This is a genomic window from Erythrobacter colymbi (assembly GCF_002155685.1).
GTDB classification, from domain to species: Bacteria; Pseudomonadota; Alphaproteobacteria; order Sphingomonadales; family Sphingomonadaceae; genus Erythrobacter; species Erythrobacter colymbi.
This window is the reverse complement of record NZ_MUYK01000003.1, coordinates 560,687-585,000: the sequence shown is the minus strand read 5'-3', so window position 1 is coordinate 585,000 and position 24,314 is coordinate 560,687. Positions and strand designations below refer to the sequence as shown.

Annotated in this window: 11 protein-coding genes and 1 tRNA gene (2 of these 12 running past the window's edge); 8 read left to right on the top strand and 4 right to left on the bottom strand. The window is 65.6% G+C overall.

Annotation, left to right across the window (positions count from 1 at the left end):
* The 5 genes from BZF57_RS09400 to BZF57_RS09380 form a co-directional block, all read left to right on the top strand.
* Window positions 1-15 (top strand) — tRNA-Met (locus BZF57_RS09400) (it extends 62 nt beyond the left edge of the window).
* A gap of 93 nt (window positions 16-108) precedes the next feature.
* Complete coding sequence (locus BZF57_RS09395) at window positions 109-693, top strand: HD domain-containing protein (protein WP_086737006.1); 585 nt, start codon at window positions 109-111, stop codon at window positions 691-693.
* Window positions 694-740: 47 nt separating this feature from the next.
* Complete coding sequence (locus BZF57_RS09390; RefSeq protein WP_086737004.1) at window positions 741-1,364, top strand: hypothetical protein; 624 nt, start codon at window positions 741-743, stop codon at window positions 1,362-1,364.
* 302 nt (window positions 1,365-1,666) lie between these two features.
* Entirely contained in the window at window positions 1,667-3,865 is a 2,199-nt protein-coding gene (locus BZF57_RS09385) for a type I secretion system permease/ATPase (RefSeq protein ID WP_086737002.1), read from the top strand.
* Entirely contained in the window at window positions 3,862-5,358 is a 1,497-nt protein-coding gene (locus BZF57_RS09380) for an HlyD family type I secretion periplasmic adaptor subunit (protein WP_086737000.1), read from the top strand. Before BZF57_RS09385 ends, BZF57_RS09380 begins: the two co-directional genes overlap by 4 nt.
* Window positions 5,359-5,361: 3 nt before the next feature.
* On the opposite strand, the gene BZF57_RS09375 is transcribed toward BZF57_RS09380, so the two are convergent.
* The 3 genes from BZF57_RS09375 to BZF57_RS09365 form a co-directional block, all read right to left on the bottom strand.
* Window positions 5,362-7,890, bottom strand: coding sequence for an Hsp70 family protein (locus tag BZF57_RS09375; RefSeq protein ID WP_162290979.1), 2,529 nt, complete (start codon window positions 7,888-7,890; stop codon window positions 5,362-5,364).
* A gap of 29 nt (window positions 7,891-7,919) precedes the next feature.
* The gene (locus BZF57_RS09370) at window positions 7,920-9,377 is read right to left on the bottom strand and encodes a hypothetical protein (protein ID WP_086736997.1); all 1,458 of its coding nucleotides are present in this window, start codon (window positions 9,375-9,377) and stop codon (window positions 7,920-7,922) included.
* 72 nt (window positions 9,378-9,449) lie between these two features.
* Window positions 9,450-10,043, bottom strand: coding sequence for a toxin-activating lysine-acyltransferase (locus BZF57_RS09365; protein WP_086737162.1), 594 nt, complete (start codon window positions 10,041-10,043; stop codon window positions 9,450-9,452).
* Between the two features lie 436 nt (window positions 10,044-10,479).
* Between BZF57_RS09365 and BZF57_RS09360 the strand changes: the two genes are divergently transcribed.
* Window positions 10,480-10,722: a hypothetical protein gene (locus BZF57_RS09360; protein ID WP_086736995.1), complete on the top strand. Its 243-nt coding sequence runs from the start codon at window positions 10,480-10,482 to the stop codon at window positions 10,720-10,722.
* 61 nt (window positions 10,723-10,783) lie between these two features.
* Window positions 10,784-11,473: a hypothetical protein gene (locus BZF57_RS20785; protein WP_143738438.1), complete on the top strand. Its 690-nt coding sequence runs from the start codon at window positions 10,784-10,786 to the stop codon at window positions 11,471-11,473.
* Between the two features lie 1,322 nt (window positions 11,474-12,795).
* On the opposite strand, the gene BZF57_RS21230 is transcribed toward BZF57_RS20785, so the two are convergent.
* Entirely contained in the window at window positions 12,796-13,086 is a 291-nt protein-coding gene (locus BZF57_RS21230; protein ID WP_162290978.1) for a hypothetical protein, read from the bottom strand.
* A 192-nt stretch (window positions 13,087-13,278) separates the two neighbouring features.
* Between BZF57_RS21230 and BZF57_RS21520 the strand changes: the two genes are divergently transcribed.
* Window positions 13,279-24,314 carry the start of a tandem-95 repeat protein gene (locus BZF57_RS21520; RefSeq protein WP_162290977.1) on the top strand. Its footprint extends 19,378 nt past the window's final position, so only the first 11,036 of its 30,414 coding nucleotides appear in the window; it begins with the start codon at window positions 13,279-13,281; its stop codon lies beyond the right edge, outside the window.

The window sequence follows — 24,314 nt, the reverse complement described above, 5'->3', positions numbered from 1 at the left end:
CAACTCCCGCAACCACCATCAAAAACCCACCACAGATCGAACATCCGACGCCCGCAGCCTCGCTGCCGGGCGCTCTTGGCGTTTGATCGGAAGACAGGAGGACACGCGATGACCGATACCCCCTTCCTCACCGACCGCTTCGACGACGCGCTGGCCTATGTCAGCCGCCTCCACCGCGCGCAGACCCGCAAAGGCTCGGGCATTCCCTATGTCTCGCACCTCCTCGCCGTCGCCGCGATCGCGCTTGAAAACGGGGCGGACGAGGATCAGGCGATCGCCGCGCTGCTGCATGATGCAGTCGAGGATCAGGGCGGGCTCGCCCAACTCGAAGCCATCCGCGCGCGCTACGGCGCCGGCGTCGCGCAGATAGTCGCCGACTGCACCGACGCCCACGAGGATCCGAAGCCCGCCTGGCACCCGCGCAAGGAGGCCTATATCGCCAGCCTCGCCCACAAGCCCGCGCGCTCCCTCGCGGTCAGCTTCGCCGACAAAACCCACAACGCCGCCGCGATCAACGCGGACCTGCGCGCGCACGGCGCCGTTGTCTGGAGCCGCTTCACCGGCGGGAAGGGCGGCACGCTGTGGTACTACCGCGCCCTCGCCACCGCCTACCGCGCCCACGCGCCGGGGGTCGCAGCCGAACGCTTCGCCCGCGAGGTGGACGAGATGAAGGAGCTGGCGGTGCGGGTGTGAGCCGTTTTCTGATTGATTTACGATGGTCAATCGGAGAGCCTCTACGCATGCTAATTCCGCTTCGATCAGCTCTGGCGGCCTTCGCGTTGATAGCCTGCTCGACTGTAGCCGATGGCTGCGAAATGCCTGCGCCCTTCGCTCTCGAAGATGTCCGCCGTGCCGATGCGGTCTTTACCGGTCACCTCGCAAACTACGCCCGTATCGAAACCGGCCCGCCCGCAGTGCCCGTAAGCTATGGCCTTCTTACCGTGAATGTAGAGGAGGTGATTAAGGGCCAAGTACCGGGCCGCGTCGAAATCGCATGGTTTAACTCGACTTTCGATATCCCCGATGAGCGGCCGACCGATGTCCCGTTGCTGATTGCGGCTTTCCGGGTCGAAGACGATATGCCGGGTCCCGTCTGGTGCGTGCTGCAAAGCCCATGTGCACCCGCTTTCGTGCTGGACGACACCCCGGAGAGCCGCGCCGATGTTCGGAATGCTCTAAGCGGCAAGCACGTTCCGCCCCGTGACTACTTCACCCTTCAACGGGCCGAGATCCTTCGCCGGCAAGCCGCAGCGGAGAACGCCCCGATAAATACGGGAACGGACTGGCCGACACTAGGCTGGCTTTCCGCAATTCTCGCAGGGCTGGTGCTGGCCGCTTGGCTGATGGTGCGGCGCAAGGGCTGACGTCTTCGCCTTACCCCGCCCGCACAGTCCGCAGGAACCCGCGCACCTGTTCGCCCAGAGGGGCGGCCTGTGCTTCCAGCTCGTTGGCGCTCAGCAGCACTCGCCAGACGCCAGGGCTCTTCGAGAGCGCCAGCGGGTGCCCGTCCTCGATGGCCCCGTCTCTGCGCTCCGCAAAGCCGTTGCTCCGTGCGAGCGGCCCGGACCGGCCATCCGGCTATTCATCGCAACGCCTTGGCCCCTCGGGATAACGATTGCCAATCGATCATTGTCGCCTAAAGATCGCGGCGGGACGCAACCTCGGCATGACAGATTCGAACGATAACCCCGCGGCGGGACCCGCCGATGCGGCGCTGGCGAGCTTCGTCTTGCTGGCGCAGTTTCTTGGTGTGCCGGCCGATGCCCAGCAGATCCACCACGATCGCGGGCAGGGCGACCTGCCTTACAGTTTCGATGACCTGATCCGCATTGCCAAGAAGCTCGGGCTGATGGCGCGCCGCAAGGAAGCGGCGGTCGCGGAACTGCCGAAGCTGCCGCTCCCCGCCCTGGTGAAGCTGTCGGGCGATGGCACGGCGATCCTGCTCAAGATCGACGATAACGGCGATACCGGCACGCGTTACATGGTGCTGCGCAGCGATAGCCAGCGCCCCGAGGTGTGGAGCGAGGCAGACGTCGCCGACCGCTTCGCGATGGAGGGCGACAAGGTCGAACTCCTTCTCATGACCAGCCGCGAGCATATCGCAGGGCAAAAGCGCGCTTTCGACATTTCGTGGTTCATCCCCGCGCTGGTCAAGTACCGCGCACCTTTGCGCGATGTGCTGATCGGCAGCTTCTTCCTTCAGCTCGTCGGCCTTGCCTCGCCGATCTTCTTCCAGCTGGTGATCGACAAGGTTCTGGTGCATCAGTCGATGACCACGCTGGAGGTGCTGGCGGTGGGCCTCACGGCGATCCTGGTCTTCGAGACGCTGCTTTCGGCGCTGCGTAACTGGCTGTTCGCGCATACCTCCAACCGGGTCGATGCTGAGCTCTCGGCGGCGCTGTTCCGCCACCTTGTCGCATTGCCGCTATCCTACTTCGAAGCCCGCCGCGTGGGCGACAGCGTGGCGCGGGTGCGCGAGCTCGAGAGCATCCGCAACTTCCTCACCTCCAACGCTGTGACGGTGGTGATCGACCTGTTCTTCACCATTGTCTTCTTCGCGGTGATGTATGTGTATTCGCCGCTGTTGACACTGATCGTGGCGCTGACGATCCCGATCTATGTCGCGATCTCGGTGCTTGTGACACCGCCTTTGCGCGCGCGGCTCGACGAGAAGTTCAAGCGCGGGGCAGAGAACCAGTCGTTCCTCGTCGAAACCGTCACCGGCATCGGCACATTGAAGGCGATGGCGGTGGAGCCGCGGATGCGCGACCGGTGGGAGAAGCAGTTCGCCGGCTACATCCAGACCGGATGGGACGTCACCGTCCTTGCCAACTGGGGCAGCCACCTGATCCAGCTGGTGTCCAAGCTGACGACCGTCGCGATCCTGTTCTTCGGCGCGAAGGCGGTGATTGCGGGCGATCTGACCGTCGGCAGCCTCGTGGCCTTTAACATGCTATCGGGCCGTGTCGCGCAGCCGATCCTGCGGCTGTCGCAGCTGTGGCAGGATTTCCAGCAGGTGCGCATCTCGGTCGACCGGTTGGGCGACATCCTCAATTCCCCCGCCGAGCCCGAGCATAACCCCAACCGCGCCACACTGCCGCCGATCAAGGGGCGGGTGGAGTTCGACAAGGTGCGCTTCCGCTACCGCCCCGATGCACCCGAGGCGCTGCGCGGCATCAGCCTCGACATCGCGCCGGGGGAGATGATCGGGATCGTCGGCCCCTCGGGATCGGGTAAGTCGACGCTGACCAAGCTGGTGCAGCGGCTCTACGTGCCCGAACAGGGGCGGGTGCTGGTCGACGGGACGGACCTTGCGCTGGTCGATCCGGCGTGGCTGCGACGTCAGGTGGGGGTGGTGCTGCAGGAGAACATCCTGTTCAACCGCACCGTTCGCGAGAATATCGCGCTCGCCAATCCGACGCTGCCGATGGATCGGGTGATCGCCGCCGCCGAATTGGCCGGGGCGCACGAATTCATCCTCGGCCTCGCGCAGGGATATGACACGATCATCGAGGAGCGCGGGTCGAACCTCTCCGGCGGCCAACGCCAGCGGCTCGCCATTGCCCGCGCGCTGATCACCGATCCGCGCATCCTCATTCTCGACGAAGCGACCAGCGCGCTGGATGCCGAGAGTGAGGAAATCATCCAGAACAACCTCGCCCGGATCGCGCAGGGGCGCACGGTGCTGATCATCGCCCACCGTCTATCGGCTGTGCGCCCGTGCCACCGGATCATCACGGTCGAGGCGGGCGAGATCACCGAGATCGGCTCGCATGACGAGCTGCTGCGCGCGGGCGGGCGCTATGCCCAGCTTCACGCCAAGCAGACCGGCTATCGCCCCGATGCCGAGGTGGTGCCGGCATGAGCCTGCTCGCCGAACGCTTCCCGACGCTCGCGCGGCATTGGCATGTGCTGCGCGAAAGCTGGCGCTGGCAGAACGAGGCAGACAAGGCCTTCAAGCCCAAGGCCGAGCACGAATTCCTGCCCGCCGCGCTCGAAATCATGGAAAAGCCGCCGAGCCCGGGCCTCAGGTGGCTGATGCTGATGACCTGCGGGCTGATGGTGCTGGCGCTGATCTGGGCGATCATCGGCCGGGTCGATGTGGTCGCGACCGCGGCGGGCAAGACGGTGCCGGGCGAGAACGTCAAGATCGTGCAGCCGATCGAGATCGGCGCGGTGCGCGCGATCCACGTCAAGAACGGGCAGTTCGTGAAGAAGGGCCAGCTTCTGATCGAGCTCGATCCCACGCTCGCCACCGCCGACGAGGCGCAGAGCACCCAGTCGCTGCGCTCCGCCCAGGTCATCAAGGCGCGCAACGATGCGCTGCTGGCGCACCTGCGCGGCAAGCCCGCCCGCTTCGTCCCGCCCCCGGGTACCTCCCCCGATATTGCTGCGACCGAGGAGGCCTTCATCCGCAATGCCGTCGCCCAGTTCGAGGCGCAGAAGGCTGCCATCGTCCAGCAGCGTGCCGAAAGTGAAGCCGAGCTGGCCGGTGCCAGCGCCGAAATCGCCAAGCTCGAAGAGGTGCTCCCCTATATCGACCGGCAGACAAGCGCGCGCGCCGAGCTTGCGGAGAAGGGCTTCTATTCGAAGCTCAAGCTCCTTGAGTACGAGCAGCTGCGCACCGAGCATCTGCGCAATATCGAAGTGCAGCGGGCCAACCGCGCGCGTGCTCTGGCGTCGATCAAGCGGCTCGATGCCGAGCTGGCCGCGCTCAGTGCCGGGTTCGGGCGCACCGCCGTTACCGACTTTGCCGAGGCCGAGAGCGAGGCGGGGCTCGCCAGCGAGCAGCTGCGCAAGGCGGCGCGGATGCGGCAATATCAGGAACTGCGCGCGCCGGTCGATGGCGTGGTGCAGCAGCTCGCCGTGACGACCGTGGGCGGCATCGTCCAGCCCGCGCAGCCGCTGATGGTGATCGTCCCCTGTTCGGGCACGGCCGCCAGCGCCGCCACCTGCAACGGCGGCATCACGGTCGAGGCGTTCGTCCAGAACAAGGACATCGGCTTCGTGCAGGTCGGCCAGCGGGTCGCCGTGAAGCTCGAGGCGTTCAACTTCACCGATTACGGCCTGATTGAGGGCAAGGTCGTCACCATCAGCCGCGATGCGATCGACCAGAGCCAGGCTCCGGCCGGGAGCGTGCGCGACGAGAATGGCCGCCCGATCCAGCCGGGGCTGGTCTACGCCGCGAAGATCGAGCTTGCCTGCGGGCGGCAGGACCCGGCACGCCACCCCCTGTGCGAACGGGTGCAGCCCGGCATGGCGGTGCAGGCCGAGATCAAGACCGGGCGCCGGCGGATCATCCAATACCTGCTCTCGCCCATCAGCCAGGCGTTGAACGAGGCAGGGCGCGAGAAGTAGCCTCTAGCGCCGCAGACCCGCCTGCGCGGTCGCATTGGCGGTCTGGCCGCCGGCGTCGATCAGGATGGCGTGGATCTGCGAGAGAACCTGCCGCAAGCGGCCCTCGTCGCCCGCCGCTACGGCGGTATCGCCGACCGCGACCAGCTGGTCGAACTTCGCCTTGTCCACCGCCGCATGGCGCTGCGTGCGGGCGTGCATGAACGCCATGGTGACAAAGCCCGGGGTCTCGACCACGGCGCGGGCGATCACCCGTTCGCCGGCCTCCAGCGCCCGCTCGCACACGCCGAACTGCTGCTGGGCGAGGGCATTGCGCGCGGTGGCGAGGTGACCGCCGACCTCGGCCAGCCCGGCCTCGCTCAGGTTGGCGAGATTGCGGCGCGCCCGCTGTTCCAGCTCGTCGATCTGGCTCTGCAACTCGAACCCGCGCGCCTTGGGCTTGTGGCGCAGGCGCGAGATTTCCTGGCGCAGCAGCCGCAGCTCCTCGGTGATCGAGCGGAAGGTATCGGCCTCCCACGCCTGCTCGATGCGGGTCTCCTGCTCGTCGATGCGGGACTGCAAGAGGCCGATCTCGCGCGCGAGCACCGCCATCGCGGTCGAGCGCAGGGCATGCAGGTCGAGCTGGACGGCCAGCAGCGCCTCGGTCGCGAACTGGCGGCCGTCTGCGCCGAAATTGATATGGGCCAGGTCATCGGCGTAGAAGCTGTGATCGGACAGGTGAAGCCCGCAGCCGGGCAGCTCGACCGATGCGCGGATCAGCTGGTTGTCGTCGACCGACCAGTGCAGCACCACCTCGTCGCCCGGCATCAGCGGGCGGGCGTGCATCGGCAGGTCGCGGCCGGTCAGGCGGAAGGCGCCGATCAGCAGGTTCGCCTCGGGCTCGGGCACGCCCTCTGCGGCCTCGTAGAGCTCGACATCGATGCAATCGTCCGAACCGGGGATGACCTTGCGCGCCGCGCGGAAGGTGCGCTGGCCCGACTTGGGCAGCACTTCGCCCTTGTCGATCAGCGGTTCGAGCACGTTGATTGCGCGTTCGCCGTCCGCTTCCTCGACCTTGACCGCGATCGTCGCGGTGCAGGGCGCGCCCGAGGCGATGGCGGTGATGCGGGTGAGCACGAGATCGCGGCTCGCACCTTCGACCGGATCGCCGGCGGCATCGGTCACGCTCATGCGCACCACGGTCTCGCCCGGGGCCAGCGCGATCGCGAAAACCGGCTTTTCGGCGACCGCGCGGGTGCCGTAATCCTCGCCGCCCGGGCCGTTCGCGCGGACCTGCCAGCCCTCGGCCTCGCCTGCCGCGACCACCCGAATGCGGGCGCGATCGCTGGTCGTGCGGGCTTCGTAGTCATAGGTGACTTCGGCCGAGGCCTCGCGGCGGCGCGCCTGCTTGCTGCCGCTCGCGGCAACCGCACCCGGCTTGGCCGCAACGGGTGCCCATTCGCGCCCCTCGGCATAGATCGCCGCGCCGCGCGCCACCGCGGTCATCGGGTCGACATCGTGATCGAAGGCAATGCCAAGCTCGCCCGGCACGCGCTCGCGCACCACCGGCATGCGCGAAGGCCCGCCGATCAGCACCACCTTGTCGACGTCGGAGGGCTGGTACCCGTGATCGGCCAGGATCTTGCGGCACAGCGCGATCGAGCGGTCGATGCGCTCGGCCACGATCCGCTCCACATCCTCGCGCCGCAGGGTCACCTCGCACCAGATCGGCTTGCCATCCAGATCGCGCGCGCCGGTTTCCTGCTCGCTGATCGCGATCATGGTTTCCGAGACGCTCGAAAGCTCCACCTTGGCGCGCTCGATATGCGCCTTGACCAGCGCCAGCAGCCGCTGCGCCTGGGGCGAGGCAGCGATGTTGGTGGGCAGGGTGAAGTTGGCCCGCAGCCACGGCTCGACGATGGTCTCGAGGATCATCCGGTCGAAATCGGTGCCGCCGAGCATGTTGATGCCCTCGTGCGCCTCGACCGTGACATTCCCGCCCAGCGCGCGCACCAGCGCGGCATCGAAGGTGCCGCCGCCAAGGTCGTAGACGAGGAACAGCCCGTCGCGCGAGGAGGGGTCTTCCATGCACGCCATCGCCGCCGCGACCGGCTCCTGCAACAGCCCGACCTGCTCCAGTCCGGCGGCGCGGGCCGCAGCGATGGTCGCCTCGTTCTGCATCTGGTTGAAGGCCGCCGGCACGGTCACGATCGCGCCCTGCACGGGCTCGTCCCCGATCCGCGCGACCGCCTGCCGCAGCAGCTCGCCGATCACCGCCGCGCTTGCCTCGACCGGGGTGATCGTGCCGCCTTCGGGACCGAACGGCAGGACCGTGCTGGTGCCGAGCAGCCGCTTGAACCGCGCCGCGATCCCGTCTGGGGCCATGCGCATCTGCTCGTAGGCGCGCCGCCCGACGCTGAGATTGCCGCTGCGGTCGCGCATCACCACGGAGGGCAACACGTCCTCGCCGGTGATGGTCTTGAACAGTTCGAGCCGCCCGGCGCGGTTGCCGACGATCACCGAGTTGGAGGTGCCGAGATCGATACCGAGATACATTGTGTGCGGGTTCCTGCTCTTGGGGGCGACTAGCGGCGCTGGTTGATGTTGCGCTGGAGCTGGCACATGTCCTGCACCAGCCGCGAATTGACGGGTTCGGGCACACGGTGATCGAGCAGCCATTCGATGATCACCAGCGCCAGCGAGGGCGCGGCGCACTTGTTATTGAGCTCGATCGCGGTGTGGCGCAGCAGGATGAAGGGTGCCTCTTCCTCGGGCGCGGCCTCGTGGAACTGCTCGAAGCAGTCGATCAGCCGCCCTGTGCGCTGCCCCCCGCCGAAGCCATGGTCGCGCACTTCAGCGGCGAAGGGATGGATGTTGCGGACCGTGTCCTCGACCAGCTTTTCAAGCTGCGCCATGCACACATTGCCGATGATCACCGGCAGATCCTTCTGGATCATCGGCTGGACGCCGGGAACGTGGACGAAGGCCTGCTTGAGCGCACGCATCAACCGCAGCGTCTCGGTCTGCAAGCCGTGCTGGTTGGCCAGATCGATGCCGATGTCGCGCAGGGTGCGGAACAGGCTCGCCGAGGCCGGATCATCAAGCCCGCGCGCCGCTTCAAGCTTCTGCAAGGGCAGGCGCAGCTGCGACCACAGGTCGAGCGTCGTGACGATCCCGGTCAGCACCGCCGGCTGCGACGCATTGGCCTTGAGGCTCGCGACGGCGTCGGTCATGCGTTGCTGGAGACCCTGCACCTGCGGATCGATGATGCGCGCATAGGCGGAAACCACGGCCTCGAGCGCGAGGCCCGATGCGCCGCCCGCCTCGATCGTCCGGGTGAGCGCCTGGCGTCCCTCGCGGGTGGCGGCAGCAGCCTCGGCGATAGCTGTGGCGATGGCGCTTTGGCGTTCGTGCAGCGCGATCTCGATATGCTCGGGATCGGCGGCGCGGACCCCGGCGGCGCTCCGGCTGGCGGCAATCGCGGCTGTGGTGGTGGCGGTGTCCCAGCGACCCATGTCGGTGAGCAGGCCCACCAGCACCGCAGGATCGCGCGGTCGCGCGGCGAGCAGGGCGCAGGCGAGGTTCAGCCGGGCGACACCGCTCGCGGCAAAGCGCAGCGCGTCGACCGCGTCGCAATCCCCCTGCCGGATCGCCGCGCAGGCGCGCGCCTGCGCGGCAGGGTCGCACCCCGGGAGCCACGCCAGCTCATGCGTCAGCCGGTCGCGCGGCGAGAGCAGCGCCGCCTGCGCGCGCGACAGCGCTTCGCTGTCGGCGTCCTCGTCGAAGGAGAGATCGTCGAAGGCGCGGCGGATGTCGGCGGCGGTCGCCTCAAGCGGAACGGCGAGGACGAGGAACGCGCAATCGGCAAAGGTCGCGGCCAGCGCGGCGGCATCGGGCGTCTGCGCCGCCGCCAGCTGCTCGCTCTCATCCCGCTGGCGCGACACCAGCCGCCCGAGGCGCTGCGAGGCCTGCGCCGCGCGCTGCTCTTCGGCTTCATCGATTGCAGGCTCGACCGGCTTTTTCGCGACCCGGTTCCAGAACATGATTTCACCCTTGTTGCCAGACGCTTAGGTCATGGCAGACAGAGGTAAATGCGTGCCTAACGCGGGATTGACCTAGTTGACGGTCTCGCCCTCGGGCACCGACTGGGGAGCCGCCGCCGCACTCCGTGTCGCGCCCATCTTCTGGAGCGTTTCGGCATCGACGAGGTTGGTGATCAGCGGGTGCAGCTTCAGCGCACCTTCCTTCACCACCTGCCGAAAATTGGCGATCACGCTGGCGACCGAGCGCTGGTCGGCGGCGATCACGTCGAGCAGCCAGTTGATGCTCCCCGAGTTCCACTCTTCGCTCTTGAGCCGCACCGGCCAAGTGCCAGCGGCGATCTGCTCGCGGATCTTGGCGTCGACCTCGTCCGAGACGCTCGCCCAGATTGCCACCCCTGCGATGTCCTGCGCCACCAGCCCCTCGCCCGCGCGCTGGGCGATGGCGATGCGGTCGCGGATCAGCGGATCGAGCACGAGATGCTGGAGATCGGCGAGGGTCTGGTGGCGATAGCGCGGCAGCATCATCATGCTCATCGCGACCTTGCCGAAACTCTCGCGCACATGCTGCCGAAGCCCCGCGATCTTGGCGAGCACCTCGTCATCGAGCTGCGGCGCTGCGGTGGTATCGGTGGTGGTATCCGGCTTGCGACCCTTGCTCTCCGCCACGTGTGTGATCCTCTTGTGATTGGTGTTGAAGGCCAGAGGGATAATGGCGCGCGGGAGGCTGTCAATCGGCTTTGCAACGCGGGTGCGCGAGCCGGCCGCAGGTGCCGCGAGGGCGCATCCGGCGGACTGACGGAATTTTGCCGGAAATATCGAATCGATCAAATTTTGCCCGTTGCATTTGGCAGCGAGGCAGGTGAGGAATAGGGCTTCAGGGTTGATTCATTGGGGTGAATCGTGGGGTCGCAGCCACTACAAAATGGAATGCACCGTTACCGTGTGCCCTTTTCTGCTCAGTCCTTGGGGCCTGGAGCGGACGCTATCGTGCATCTGTTGGCTCTGCAGAGTGCACGACCGCGAGCCTCCAGACCATACGCCAAGGCTTTTAAGGAAGGGCGATGGCCGGATCTCGATTTCGGCGAGGTTGCGGTGAAGTTTCATGCGCTCTGATATTGCGGCTGCCGTGCTGTCACTGGCGTGCTTCGGCTTTCTGGCTCTGATGGCGTGGACTGGGAAGCTGGCGGGGATCGACAGCACCAAAGTGCGACTGTTCGCGTGGATCGTCGAAGATGTCGGCGTCGGCCAATTTGGTCGCGCCGGAGCGACGGCGCTGTTCGTCGGCCTCGGGCTGGCATCGGTGCCGGCGGTGCTGTGGGTACGGCGCCGGTTCTATTTCGGGTGAGAGGGATGGCGCGGTGATCTTTGGGAAGCGGCAAAGCGGACCGACGGAGGAGAAGGCCGGAATGGCGGGGGAAAGCATGAGCGGCGGCGCGTGGATGAGCGATGTGTTCAGTCCAGCCGGCCTTGGGTACAAGCAGGGCTCGCGGACAAAGTTTTTTGGCATGGGCTGGAATCCGGCCGAATTCGATCTCCCTACACCGCCGCCTCAAGTTCTGGAAGCCCTCCGTCGCTATAAGCAAGGCTATTGCCTTGAGCGCACTGATTTTCCGGAAGCTGAAGCGGTTTGGGATGATAAGCGCTTTTCCCTGCGAAGGGATTTGTTTTTCGTTGGTCCGTTTTTCGCTGTTCAAGGAAGGCTCGCAGAAGTCCTCGCGCGTTTCGATCTTGGCGAGGGCGGACTGATCCCGTTTCCGGTCTATCAGGCCGATCTGGCGACGGCCTATCCGGGCGAATTCTTCCTGCTCAACTTCGGCTGCATCAAGAACAGCATTCTGATCGACCGGTGCGAGGATGCGCGCAAGTTCGTCGTCGACAAGGCCAGCGGGTTGCAGATCTGGCACATCAACAGGTCGAAATCCGCGGGCGAGGTCATGCTTTCGCCCCGCGCGCTTGAGGGCCCCGACCTGTGGTTCGAGGAGGTGGTGCACAACAAGCTCTTCCTGAGCGACGCACTGGGGCAGGCGCTGCTCGACATCGGCATGGGCGAGGTATTCCGGCTGACGCGATGCCGGGTTGTGGGGGCGGCGGCATGAGCGATGCAACGCGCGACCAATTGTTGCAGTGGGAAATCCAGCACATCTTTCCGTCTGAACTGAAAAACAATCCAGATGCGGCTGAAGGGCTCGCTCTGTTGAGTTCGATCGGCTTCAATCTTGAATCGCGCGGCAACAAGTTGGCATTGTTCTCCAGTGAGGAGACGCGCGATGCGATGCGAAATACCCCCCCTGCGGTTCAAGAAGCGCTAAAAAGAGCGGGGTTTGGCTGGAACACCCAAAACAGCTTTCGCAATCCAAATGCGCATCCAGAATACAATGCCTTTGTCATCGAAGCACTTAATGATCTAGCGACAGAGGCAGATCGAGCTGACTGGGATCAGCAAGCCAAGGAGCGGGCAGTTTTCGACCTGCATCGTTTCATGACTAAAATGAACTTTGATGGGGTGCCTCCCGTTCAAGGCACGCCGCAGGACGTTTTTCGAGATGCTTGGGACGCATTCCGAGATGGCCGCGATTACGCAAACCTTTCTGCCATCGAGCGTGCACAGATCGACGCTTTTCGGACCCAGTTTGATGCCACGCCGATCGACGACGGGGTCAAGGGCAATCGTCAGCTTCGCCTAGAGGTTGCGAAAAAGCTACACGCAGAAACAGAAGGCATCCTGACCGAAAAGCAGCGCGCCCATGCCTTCGACAAGCATCTTTCGAAGGCTGGCGCGGAGCTCAATAACACCGGCCAAGCAGGCGCCGCCGTCAAATCCCTGATTGCCGATCTGAACCGGCTGTCGTCGCGCCCGACCTCTGTGTCCAAGGCAACCAACGAGGTTCTAGCCGAACAGTATCTTCTCGAGCAGGACCCGACCGCGAACTCCGACGAAGATCCGCTCTTCGAAGAGGTGCTTAACAAGATCGATCAACTTGTTGAGACGATCCGCCAAGACCTCGCAAGAATCAGCGACGGTCTGTCTCGCGCGGGTGAAACCGCTGCGAGGCTTGGTGGACGCACCATTTCTGCTCTCAGCGACCCGAACGTACCTGGCCGCCGACTCGGCGAAAAGCTGGCTGATGGCGGCAAGATCGGCACAGCGGGCGATGTGGTCGGGATCGCCAATGCGCTCTATGATCCCTTCATCAAGGCCATCACCACTGGCGACACCGACGACCTCATCGAAACCGGTGTCATTGTTGGTGCAGTAACCCTCCTCTCGGGCGTTGCGGCTAGAGCGGCTGTCGGAATAGCCGCCGTTTACTTTGGCCCAGTGGCTGCGGCAGTCGTTGGCGCAGGAATTTTCGCTTACGGACTTTACGGACTTTTCAACGATAGCGACGAACTGCTCGCCAAGCTGTCCGACACTGCGTCAGATATTTCTGAGGCGCTGCGCGAGGCGATCATTGGCGACGGGTTCTTCCCGAATTCCGAAGACTCGCTTGGTATCTACAGCATCGAGCTTATTCAGAACCTCATCAAGAGTGCGGAAGTTGGGACTCTTGGCAGTGCTGTATTGCCGGGCCGGTTGGCAACCTACAAAATTACCGATCAAAACCTCGGAAAGCCGGATGCGGTAACCGGTAGCGACGCGGACGAACTCTTCACAGCGAGCGATGGCGGCCGTGTCTTTGGTGGCGCAGGCAACGACGAAATTTACCATTTCGGCTATGGTTCAGCCGATGGCGGCGAGGGGAACGACCTTGTCGTAGGCGTAACCGGGAAAGTTCTCGAGAAGGGACGCGAAACGCGTCCCGGGCTGCCAGGGTCGGAGCCCGCTGAAGAAGACATTCGACTCGTTCTCGATGGCGGCACAGGGAATGATGCTGTCCTCGCGATCCTTCGCGGCGATGGCGTGACCACCATCGGGGGCGCTGGACGTGACTGGATTTTCAATACCTCTGCCAAAGGCCTGCTCTACGGCGACACGATCGACGGTCTGACGGAAGGTCCTCTGTTTGACGAGCAGGGGGTGCCGATCCTCGATGAGGACGGCAACCAGAAGATTGGTCCGACGAAAGTCGAAGACACCCCCGAAAATTCCGACAATTTCTGGTATTGGCCGGACACCAAGATCCTCGATGCGCAGCGCAGCGATGTGCTGTCGTTCTATGGCCTGCCGCTCACGGGCGGGAATGCGTCTGGCGGGGCTATCTTTGCCGGTCTGACGTTGGGCATGAGCGTCGGGGCATTCGGTCAAGCGGCGTTCCAGAACGCGATCGATCCGGATACCGGACGATATGATCCTCGGCGCGGCATGTGGTTCGACAACCTTTTGCCGGGTATTGTCTACATAACGCTGAAGAACGCGGACGGCGGTCACGACATGTTCGTCACCGACATGTTCGTCAACGCGTTTCAGACCCTCTTCGGCGGCTTCGACGCCGGCGAGGTCTATGAGCCGATCACCGGCGGGGATGATGTCCCGGGGTGGATGCACATCCCGAACGTCAAGATCGCGGGGAGCTTCTTTGGCTCCCAGCAACTCGATCTGCGCGGCCAAGGCACCTTCGGGATGGTGTTCAAGCAGGCCAACCCGATCTTCACCATCCTGGCAATGTTGCCGCCAACCTTCATCACGCTGGCCGCCACCGGGGGCGGGCCGCTGGTCGACGAAGCGCTAACGCTCGCTGCGGCGGCCGTGCGGTTCGCCAAGCAGATCCGCTGGGCGACTGTAGCGGATCCGCTCATCATCGACCTTGACGGCGATGGCATCGAGACGCTCCCCGTCAGGGAGAACAACGTCTACTTCGACATCGACGGCGATCTCTTCGCCGAGCGGACCGGCTGGCTCAAGGGTGATGACGGCTTCCTCGTCCTCGACGCCAACGGCAATGGCCGGATCGACGATATTTCCGAGATGTTCGGCGGGGTCGGGCAGTCGGGCTTTGCGGAACTCGCCACGCTCGACAGCGATGGGGATGGCAAGATCACCATCGCCGATGTCGCCTGGAGCGAGCTCAAGGTCTGGCAGGATCGCGACCGCGACGGGGTGACCGATGCGGGCGAGTTGCGCTCGCTGGATGCGCTGGGGATCGTCAGCCTCGATGCGGTTGCGCGGCCGCTCGATGCGACGACGCCGCAGGGGGCGCGGCTCACCGGGTTTGGCGATGTGGTCTTCGCCAACGGTATCCGCCGCACGATGTTCGATGCGATCCTCGCCTCGAACGACACCGACACGCGCTATGGCGGGGAGAGCGGGAAGGCCGACTGGCAGGCGGGGCAGAGCCTCGATGCCAAGGGCTTCGGGCGCATCACCGATCTCAGCGTGGCGATGGCGAATGACATCGCGCTGCAGGAGCTGGCGACGACAACCGCGGCGGCCATGACGACGCCGAACCTGCGCACGCTGGTGGCGCAGGCGGGCGAAGTGCTGGGCAAGTGGGGCGCGGGGCTCGAGCTGACGCGCGAGCTGACGCCGGTGCTGGTCGGCACCGATGCCGACGGCAAGACTGTGCTGCTCGACCGCGGGGTCTATGTCGAGGATGCGAGCGGCGGTTACTGGACGCTCGCCAGCGGCGCGCCGGTGCGTGATGCCGGTGGCAATGCGATTGCGCGGCCAAGCCTTCAGGATGTGCTGGCGCAGGCGAGCGGGTGGCGGCTCGAACAGCAATGGTCGCCCTCCGACCGTGCGGAGCCGCTCCAGCACCGCGAGGCGGCGCCCTATCTGACGCGGATCGTGAACGGCCGTGCGGTCATCCTCGATTACGGGATCGAGCAGGCCGACGGCACGTGGAAGCTCGCCTCCGATCCGGCGACGACCTATGCCACGCGCGCCGATATCCTCGCGCTCGCCAAGCCGCAGGGGGCCGAGTGGCGGACCGAGGCGCTCGGCTTCAATCCGCTGGCCGACCTCCCGGTCGACCGGATCGGCGTGCGCTTCACTGACGGGCAGGCGGTCGACTACACCGTGCAGGTCACCGACCGCGACGGGACGTTCTATGTCTGGGCGCGCAATCTCGACCGCGCGCTCGAGCTCGAATGGAAGACAGGCGACTCCCGCGAATTCAACCTGCGCAACTATGCGATCGATTTCGACAGCCTCGACGAGGTCAATTCGACAGACGATTCCACCTTCCGCGTCGAGATCCTGACCCCTGCGCAGTTCCATTTTGCGACCTCGCTCGGCGGCATCGATTTCCGCCCCGAGATGCTCACCGCCACGCTCGACGAGGCGACCGGGCGCATCACCTATGCCGTCGGGCCGACCGGGAGGGCGAACCTGTCGGACGATCCGGCGCGCTATGTCTCGGGGATCGAGGTGATCATCGATCTGCTCGAACCGGTGATGGCGCAGTACATCAACGCCAGCCGGCGCTTTGCTGTAAGGCTTGCGCTGCAGGGCGGCTTGTCCGAGTATGGCGCCGGCATCCGCTACGATGTGGCGCAGGATGCCTATGTCCCGACCACCAACCGCCAGCTTGCGCCGCTGTTCGAGGCGATCTTCGCCGATGCGCCGCCGAGCAACGCCGATGATGCGGTCTATGACTACCTGACCCGCTGGAACGAGATCCTCTGGCAGATCTACCCCGACTATCGCCCCAGCGGCGCGGGCAATCTTGCGGGCGGCACGGTTTCGATCGACCAGGCCTTCATCTTCCAGATGCTGCTGCCCGCATTCGAGAATGCCGGGCTTGATCTCGACATCCGCGGCGTCGCGAACGCGCTCTCGATCAGCGAAGAGCGGATCATCACCCATGCCGCTTCGGCGACGGCGGTCGCAGGCACCGATGACACCGATTTCTTCTACCTGACGAGCGGCGACCAGCGCATCACCGGCGGTGAGGGCGCGGACTTCTACTTCGTCGGCAAGGATGCCGGCAACGACGTCATCTACGATCAGGATGATGGCGATGCGGACGAGCTGCGTTTTACCGATGTTCTCTCGACCCAGGTCAAGGCAATCCGCGACGGGCAGGATCTGATCCTCCAGATTGCCGGGCGCAGCAATGTCATCCGGCTCACCGACCAGTTTCTGGGCGAACTCAACCCCTTCCTGCTTAACGGCAAGCAGCTCGAATCCGGCGTCACCTCGATCGTCTTCGCCGATGGCGTGGTATGGGACCGGTTCCGCATGGCGATGGAAGTCGTCGACAAGGACCGCGCGGCGGGCAATTTCAACGACAGCCTGATCGGCTCCGGCTCGACCGACGTCCTGTGGGGCGGCAAGGGCAATGATTACATGTCCGGCGGCGCGGGGGGCGATTTCTATGTCTTCCAGGCGGGCGACGGTCAGGACGTCATCGACGATCTCGGCACCTTCTCGTTCGGTCCGGTCAAGGCGGGGATCGATTTCCTGCGGTTCCGCGGCGGGATCAGCGCCGACAATCTCAAGCTGATCCGCGACGGGGCGAGTCAGAATCTCAAGATCGTCGTGCTGGACGATGCCGGCAATCCGACGGGCGATACGCTGGAGATCGTCGGGCAGTTCGGCGGTGTGCGGGTCAACCTCGGGCTGTTCGGCGAGGCTTTGGGCAGCAGCGACGGGCTTGAATATGTCGCGCCCAATCTGATCGAGCGGTTCATTTTCGAAGACGGCACGAGCCTCGAATTCACCCAGATCGTCGAACGGGTTCTCGCCAATGCGCGCACCGCCAATGACGACGCGATCTATGGCCTGCTCAATAACAATACTCTGGATGGCGGGGCGGGGAACGATTACCTGACCGGTCGCGAGGGCGACGATACCTACGTCATCGGTCGCGGTTACGGCCGCGACGTGGTGGAAGACGCCGATTTCAGCTTCACCTTCTTCGCGCCCCCGCAGCAGGACCGGCTGCGCTTCCGCGACGACATCCGCTGGACCGATATCGAGTTCCTGCGCGAAGGCCCGTCGGATACGTTGACGCTCAAGGTGAAGGGCGAGGATACCCAGGTCACGCTGACCGAGTTCCTCAAGCAGGTGCCGATCATCGGCTTCGTCAACCTGATCGAGAACATCACCTTCGCCGATGGCACCAACTGGTCGGCGTTCAAGCTGCTCCAGCACTATGTCGACATCGCGAAGACCAGCGGCAACGACACGATCTACGGCTTCGATCCGATCTCCGACAGCATCGACGGCGGGCTGGGCGATGACCGGCTGGTCGGGTTCGGTGGCAACGATACCTATTGGGTCGGCTCCGGTCTCGGAAACGACACGATCCTTGATTCCTCGGGCGATGACCGGGTGGTGCTGCAGGGGCTGCGCAGCACCGACGTGCGGATCGAGCGGACCGCGCTCGACCTGGTCTTCGTGGTCCGGGCCACGGGCGAGCGGATCACGATCGAGAACCAGTTCGTGCGCGAGGACACGCAGGCCTTCGCGGTCGAGTTCTTCGAGTTCACCGACCGCACGGTCGCCTTCACCGAGCTGATGCCGGCCAGCATCGACATCGTCGGCACGGCTGGCGATGACGCGCTCGAGGGATCGAACTTCGGCGAGACTTTCGATGGGCGCGCCGGCAACGATGTGATGACCGGCGGGGACGGCGGGGACTTCTACAAGTTCGATGTCGGATACGGTCAGGACGTGATCGTCGACCGCCGGGTCCGCGCGCGGTGGTTCGACCGGCGCGGGGTCAATGTCGCGGTCGACGACACGGTCCAGTTCGGCGGCGGGATCACCCGCGACAGTGTCAACTTCACGAAGGACGGCAACGACCTTCTCATCACCATCACCGGCCGGACCGACACGCTTCGCATCCGCAACCAGTTCCGCTCGCCCGAGGATGAGGTCGAGCTGTTCCGCTTCTTCGACGGCACGGTGCTCAAGATCTCCGATGTCGAGGAACTGCTCCAGATCGCTGGCGGCAACCGCGGCGACAATATCATCGAAGGCGTGATCGATGCCCCCAACACGCTCGACGGGCGTCAGGGCGACGACACCCTGATCGGCGGCACCCGCGCCGACACCTATGCCTTCACCGCCGGATACGGCTTCGACCGGATCGTCGAGCGTGCCGATTCCGCCAGCGTGATCGACCGCGTGGTGTTCGGCACCTCCGTGCTGCCCGAGGATATCGGCGTTACCCGCCAGGGCAATGATCTGGTGATCGACCTCGGCAACGGGCTTGATGTGCTGACGATTGTCGGCGGGCTCGCCAACTCCCGGGTCGAGCAGTTCGAGTTTGCTGACGGCACCATTCTCGGCATCGAGCAGATCATCGACCGGATGCTGACTGGCACCGAGGCGGACGAGGCGCTGACGGGTCTCGACAATCGCGCCGATACGCTGAGCGGCGGCAAGGGCTCCGACGCGCTGGCGGGCGGGGGTGGCAACGATACCTACCGCTTCGGCATCGGCGACGGCCGAGACAGCGTGTTCGACACCAGCGGCATCGACCGCGTCGAGTTCGGTGCCGAGATCACGCCCGACCGCGTCACCTTCGCCAACATCGACGGCGATCTCGTCATCACGCTCGGCAACAATGTCGACCGGCTGGCGATCCTTGGCGGATACAAGCAGAACCCGGTCGAAAGCTTCGTCTTCGCCGACGGCAGCACGCTGACTCTGGCCGAAGTGCGCGCTGTCATCTTCGACAACCGCCCCGCCAATGCGCAGGACATCATCGATCTGCGCGACCTGCCCTCCGGGCGCGAATACCGCCCGGGCGGCGGCAACGACCTCATCACGCTGGCGCAGGATTCGCGTCTGGTGATCGCGGCGGGTGACGGGATCGATACCGTCGTCGTGCCGTCCGGCGTCACCGGCGCGGTGATCGTGTTCGAGGATCAGACCGCGAGCGCGCTCGAGGTGCGTCCGGCGGCGAACGGCTCCGCCGATCTGGTGCTGGCCTTCCCCGGCACCGGCGACCAGCTGATCCTGCGCGGCGCGCTCACGGCGAGCGTCTTGCCGGTGCTCGAATTCGGCGACGGGCAGCGCTGGGACGCGGCAACGCTGCTGCAGCGCTATGTGTCCGGTCAGTCCTCCGACGGCAACGACACGATCGAGGGCACGGGCCGCGCTGACCGGATCGTCGGTGGCCTCGGCGACGACCGCATGCGCGGCGGCGCGGGGAACGACACCTATGTCTTCACCCGCGGTGACGGGCGCGATGTCATTTCCGACAGCGCGGGCACCGATACGCTGACGATTGCGGGCTACCGGCCCGACGAGCTGCGCGTCAGCCAGCCGACGCCGGACCGCAACGAACTGGTGCTCCGCTTCGACGGCGGGGCGGACGAGATCGTGCTGTCCTACACCTCGGGCTGGGCCGGGGTGGACACGGTCACCTTCGGAGACGGCACCAGCTTCTCGCTGGCGCAGTTGCGCGCGCAGGCGGCGATCCTTGCGACCGACGGGGACGACCGCCTGACCGGCTCCGCCGCGGCCGAGCGTATTACCGGGCAGCGCGGCGACGATGTGATCGACGGCGGCGGCGGGGCGGATGTCATCGTCTTCAACCGCGGCGACGGGCATGACCGGATCGAGCGGGCCGGCACGCCCGACGGCCTTGCCACCTTGCGCTTTGGCGAGGGCATCACCCTGTCCGAGATCGCGGTATCCCGCAACGCGGCGGGCGAACTCGTTATCGATCTCCCCGCGAGCGGCGACCGCATCACTATCGCACGCCCGGTCGCCGGGGTCGCAGCGCTCGCCGGGATTGCTTTTGCCGATGGCACGACGCGCACCTATTCCGATCTCGTGCGGCTCGTGCCCGCAGGGGCTGGGGACGACGCGATCCTGCTGCCCGACACCGCAGGCCTCGAAGTCGCGGGGCTCGCCGGAAACGACACGATCGAGACCGGCGCGGGCAACGACATCCTGCGCGGCGGCACGGGCGAAGATCGCCTTGCCGGGAATGCGGGTGACGACACCTACCTGTTCAACCTCGGCGATGGCCAGGACGTGATCGCCGAGGCCGGCGTCGCAGGCCCGCAGGTGCGCGACGTCTTGCGCTTCGGCCCCGGCATCCTCCCGAGCCAGATCCGCTTCCTCCAGACCGGCCCGCGCGACATCGTGCTCGGCATTGCCGGGACGCAGGATCGCATCACGCTCCAGGACATGTTCACCGCGGCGAGCGGCGCGACCGATTACGGGATCGAGGGCGTCGAGTTTGCCGACGGCTCGTTCTGGGATCTGGCCGAACTGCTCAGCCGCGCGACCGCCGGCACGGCAGGCAACGACAATATCGACATCGGCGCGAGCCTTGCCCTGACGCTGTCGCTCGATGGCGGCGCGGGGGACGATCGCCTCGCGGGCGGGATCGGCAACACCACCTATTTCTTTGGCCGCGGATATGGCCGCGACACCATCGTCGAGGGTTCGTGGAACGGCTCGATCGACACCGTGCGGCTGCGCAGCGGCGTCGCGCCCGGCGATGTCGTGGTGGTGCACAGCGGCGACGACATCACGCTGCGCATTCTCGGGACCGGCGATCAGCTGGTGCTGGTCAATCAGGCGCTTTCGGAAACCCATGCGCGGATCGACAGCGTGGTCTTCGCCGACGGCACCAGCTGGACCAAGGCGCAGATGCTGGCGCTGGCGATCACGCCGGCGGCGGCCGAGGCGCTGTTCGCGCCTGCCGAAAGCGATCCCTTCGCCAACCCGGTCTTCGCGCTCCAGCCGCTTGGCAGCAGCACGGGCGGTGATGGTGCCCCCGTGGGCGGGACTGAGACTGGCGGCGGCGAAACGGGCGGCGGAGACACCGGCGGCGGTGAGACTGGCGGCGGCGAAACCGGTGGCGGCGGTGAAACCGGCGGTGGCGAGGAGCCCTTGCCCGGCGGCGGGATCAATTGGACGGGCACCGATGGCCCCGACGTCTATGTCGGCACTGATGGTGACGACAGTCTGGTCGGCGCGGGCGGCGACGATGATCTCTCGGGCGGCCTCGGGGATGACAGCCTCGAAGGCGGCGATGGCAACGACCGCCTCGATGGCGGCAGCGGCCGCGACTGGCTGTCGGGCGACGCGGGCGACGATACGCTGATCGGCGATGATGCCGAAGACATCCCGGAACCGCCGCTCGGACCGGTGTTCGATCCGGCCATCGCGGCCTATTTCGGCACGCTCGACAACAGCCTGGTCACCGGCCTTGGCGGCGACGCTGGCTTTGGCGAGGACGAGCTTTTCCCCGGGGCGCAGAGGAACTTCCAGTTCATCTCGCTCGCCGAGACCTTCGGCAGCCGCGAACTGACCCTTGCCGGAGAGCCGGTGAACGCGATCTACATCTCTCCCGATGGCAAGGTCCAGATCGGCGGGATGGAGATCGGGGTCTTCCCGCACAACCAGACCTTCGGCCAGCCCAACAGCGAAGAGCCGACGCCCGATTTCACGGGCCGGGTGTGGTACGATCTCGATGTCGAGACGCAGACCATCACCGTCACCTGGCAGGACGTGGGCGACACGGGTGACGAGCCGCCGCACAATTTCCAGCTCCAGATGAAGCTGCTTGGCTCGGATGAGCTGGATATCGTCATCCGCTACGCCAACACCAGCTTCTCGGGGCCCGGCTTCGTGTCGCCCCCCTACATTACCGGCAGCACCAGCAGCTATTCGCTCTATTCGCCGAACGGCGAACTCGACGAGGACCCGGGCAATCTGGGCCAGACCGGCGTCTGGGCGCTCCAGTATCGCGGAGACGCGCTGCTCGGTCTGCCGACCTATCCGGCCGATCCTGAGATAGACGTGCTCGAAGGCGGTGCCGGCAACGATACCCTCATCGGCGGCAAGGGCGCGGACGAGCTCTACGGCGGAGATGGTAACGACATCCTGCGCGGCGGCAGCGGGGATGACACTATCGAGGGCGGCGCAGGCAATGACACTGTCGAGGCCGGCTCTGGCAATGATTACGTCTATGTGGCCGAGGGCAGCGACACGGTTTCGGGCGGCGACGGCGACGATTACATTTATGTCAGCCGCGACGCCCTGCCGGGCGATGCGAACACCATCGATGCCGGGGCAGGCGACGATTATGTGAGCCTCGAAATCGGGCCCGCAGCCAATCTCGTCACGCTGGGTGCAGGGATCGACACGGTCGAGCTCAACCTCGGCTCGGCCTTCAATCCGGCGGTTCCGGGCAGCAATCGTGTGCTTGATTTCGTGGCCGGGGAAGGCGGCGATGTGATCCGGCTCAACCAGCCCTGGGCGAACGATCCGGTCACCGCGCCGCTTCCTTATCAGCTGTACCTCGCGCAGGACGGCGATGACACGGTCATCAACTTCGTCAGGATCGGCACCGAGGGGCCGGAGCATACCGAATATCTGCGCCTCGTTGGTGTGGCGCTGGAGAATCTGACCGCGGCGAATTTCGCCGGTTTCGACACCTGGGCCGATTTCGGGGCCACGCCGTTCGAAGGCTATGCCACCGAGGGCGACGACCAGCTGTTCGGCGGCGATGGCGATGATCTGATCTTCGGTGGCGGGGGCAATGATCTGCTCACCACTGGCAGAGCCGGCATCGACGCCCTGTTCGGCGGCGAGGGTGACGATGTGCTGCGCGTGGCCGAGCGGGGCTACCGCTTCGGAGACCAGATACGGCCGGGTGACCCGGCAAGTCTGACCGGCGGCGCCGGGGTTGACCGGTTCGAGATCGTCCCGGCCTATGCCCCGGTCGTCATCACCGATTTCGACGCGCTGTCGGGCGAGGTGCTCGCGATCCTTCCGCCGTGGTGGAGCACGGGCTGGGTCATGGTCGCCGAGCAGGATGGCAACGACACGGTCATTTCGGCGGCAAGCAACAATCAGGAACTGCGCGAACTCGCCCGGCTGATCGGCGTCGACGCCACGACTCTGACGGCCGCGAACTTCGAGAACGCCACCTTCGTCAACCCCGCCGAGCTGATGATCGACGGCACCGACGGCGATGATGAGCTGCAAGGCACCCCGTTCGGCGACACCATCCGGGGGAACTTCGGCTCCGACACGATCTATGGCGGGGCGGGCAATGACACGCTGATCGGCGACGAGGGCCAACCCTATGAGGGCTCGGCCGCGCTCAAGGCCTATTTCGCGGGCGTCACCAACGCGCTCGTCAACGGGCTTGGCGGGCCTGCGGGCTTCGGCGAGGCGGCCTTGCCGCCGGCGGACAATCAGGACCTCACGATTACCCTGCCGGCGGATTTCGCGGGCGGTGCGATCGAGCTCGACGGGACGGTCATCAACCAGATCACCATCGACGATGACGGGGTGGTGTCGATCGGCAGTCTGCGGCTCGGGATCTTCCCCGATCTGGTGGATACCGATACCGGCGCGATGACCCCCAGTGCGGGCGGCAACAGCACCGGCAGCAACCGCATCTGGTACGATTTCGATGCCGCCACCCAGACGATCACCGTCACCTGGGACGACGTCGGGTCGTTTAACAACGGCCGCGTGCCCAATGCCTTCCAGCTGCAGATCAGGGTCAACGGGGCCGACGATCTCGACATTATCTACCGCTATGAGTCGATCGAGTGGCTTTATTACGGCTTCCGCCCCTACCTCGAGTCCGGCAGCTTCTATTACTCCTTCGATGGCGAGCGCTCTTCGAGCCTGCTCGATACCGATCCCGGCAACCTGCGCACCACCGGGGTCTGGGCCTTCCAGCTGCGCGGCCGCGACCTGATCGGGTTCGATCCGCAGAACGACGATGTGATCTTCGGCGGCTCGGGCAATGACACGATCCGCGGCGGCATCGGGTTTGACCAGCTGTTCGGCGAGGACGGCAACGATCTCCTCGAAGGCGGAACGGATCAGGACTATCTGTCGGGCGGGGGCGGCAACGACACGCTACGCGGCGGGGACGGTCAGGACAGCCTCTACGGCGATGAGGGCGATGACCTGCTCGAGGGCGAGAGCGGTTTCGACGATCTCTACGGCGGCGACGGCAACGACACGCTGCGTGGCGGGGCGGACGGCGACTGGCTTGATGGCGGTCTCGGCAACGACCGTCTCGAAGGCGGTGACGGCAACGATTTCCTGTTCGACAA

Bases quoted from the DNA above. Each gene is read 5' to 3' on its own strand.
- BZF57_RS09375 (WP_162290979.1), bottom strand. From the start codon at position 7,890: ATGTATCTCGGTATCGATCTCGGCACCTCCAACTCGGTGATCGTCGGC.
- BZF57_RS09385 (WP_086737002.1), top strand. From the start codon at position 1,667: ATGACAGATTCGAACGATAACCCCGCGGCGGGACCCGCCGATGCGGCG.
- BZF57_RS20785 (WP_143738438.1), top strand. From the start codon at position 10,784: ATGGCGGGGGAAAGCATGAGCGGCGGCGCGTGGATGAGCGATGTGTTC.
- BZF57_RS09360 (WP_086736995.1), top strand. From the start codon at position 10,480: ATGCGCTCTGATATTGCGGCTGCCGTGCTGTCACTGGCGTGCTTCGGC.
- BZF57_RS21230 (WP_162290978.1), bottom strand. From the start codon at position 13,086: ATGGTAAATTTCGTCGTTGCCTGCGCCACCAAAGACACGGCCGCCATC.
- BZF57_RS09390 (WP_086737004.1), top strand. From the start codon at position 741: ATGCTAATTCCGCTTCGATCAGCTCTGGCGGCCTTCGCGTTGATAGCC.
- BZF57_RS09395 (WP_086737006.1), top strand. From the start codon at position 109: ATGACCGATACCCCCTTCCTCACCGACCGCTTCGACGACGCGCTGGCC.
- BZF57_RS09370 (WP_086736997.1), bottom strand. From the start codon at position 9,377: ATGTTCTGGAACCGGGTCGCGAAAAAGCCGGTCGAGCCTGCAATCGAT.
- BZF57_RS09380 (WP_086737000.1), top strand. From the start codon at position 3,862: ATGAGCCTGCTCGCCGAACGCTTCCCGACGCTCGCGCGGCATTGGCAT.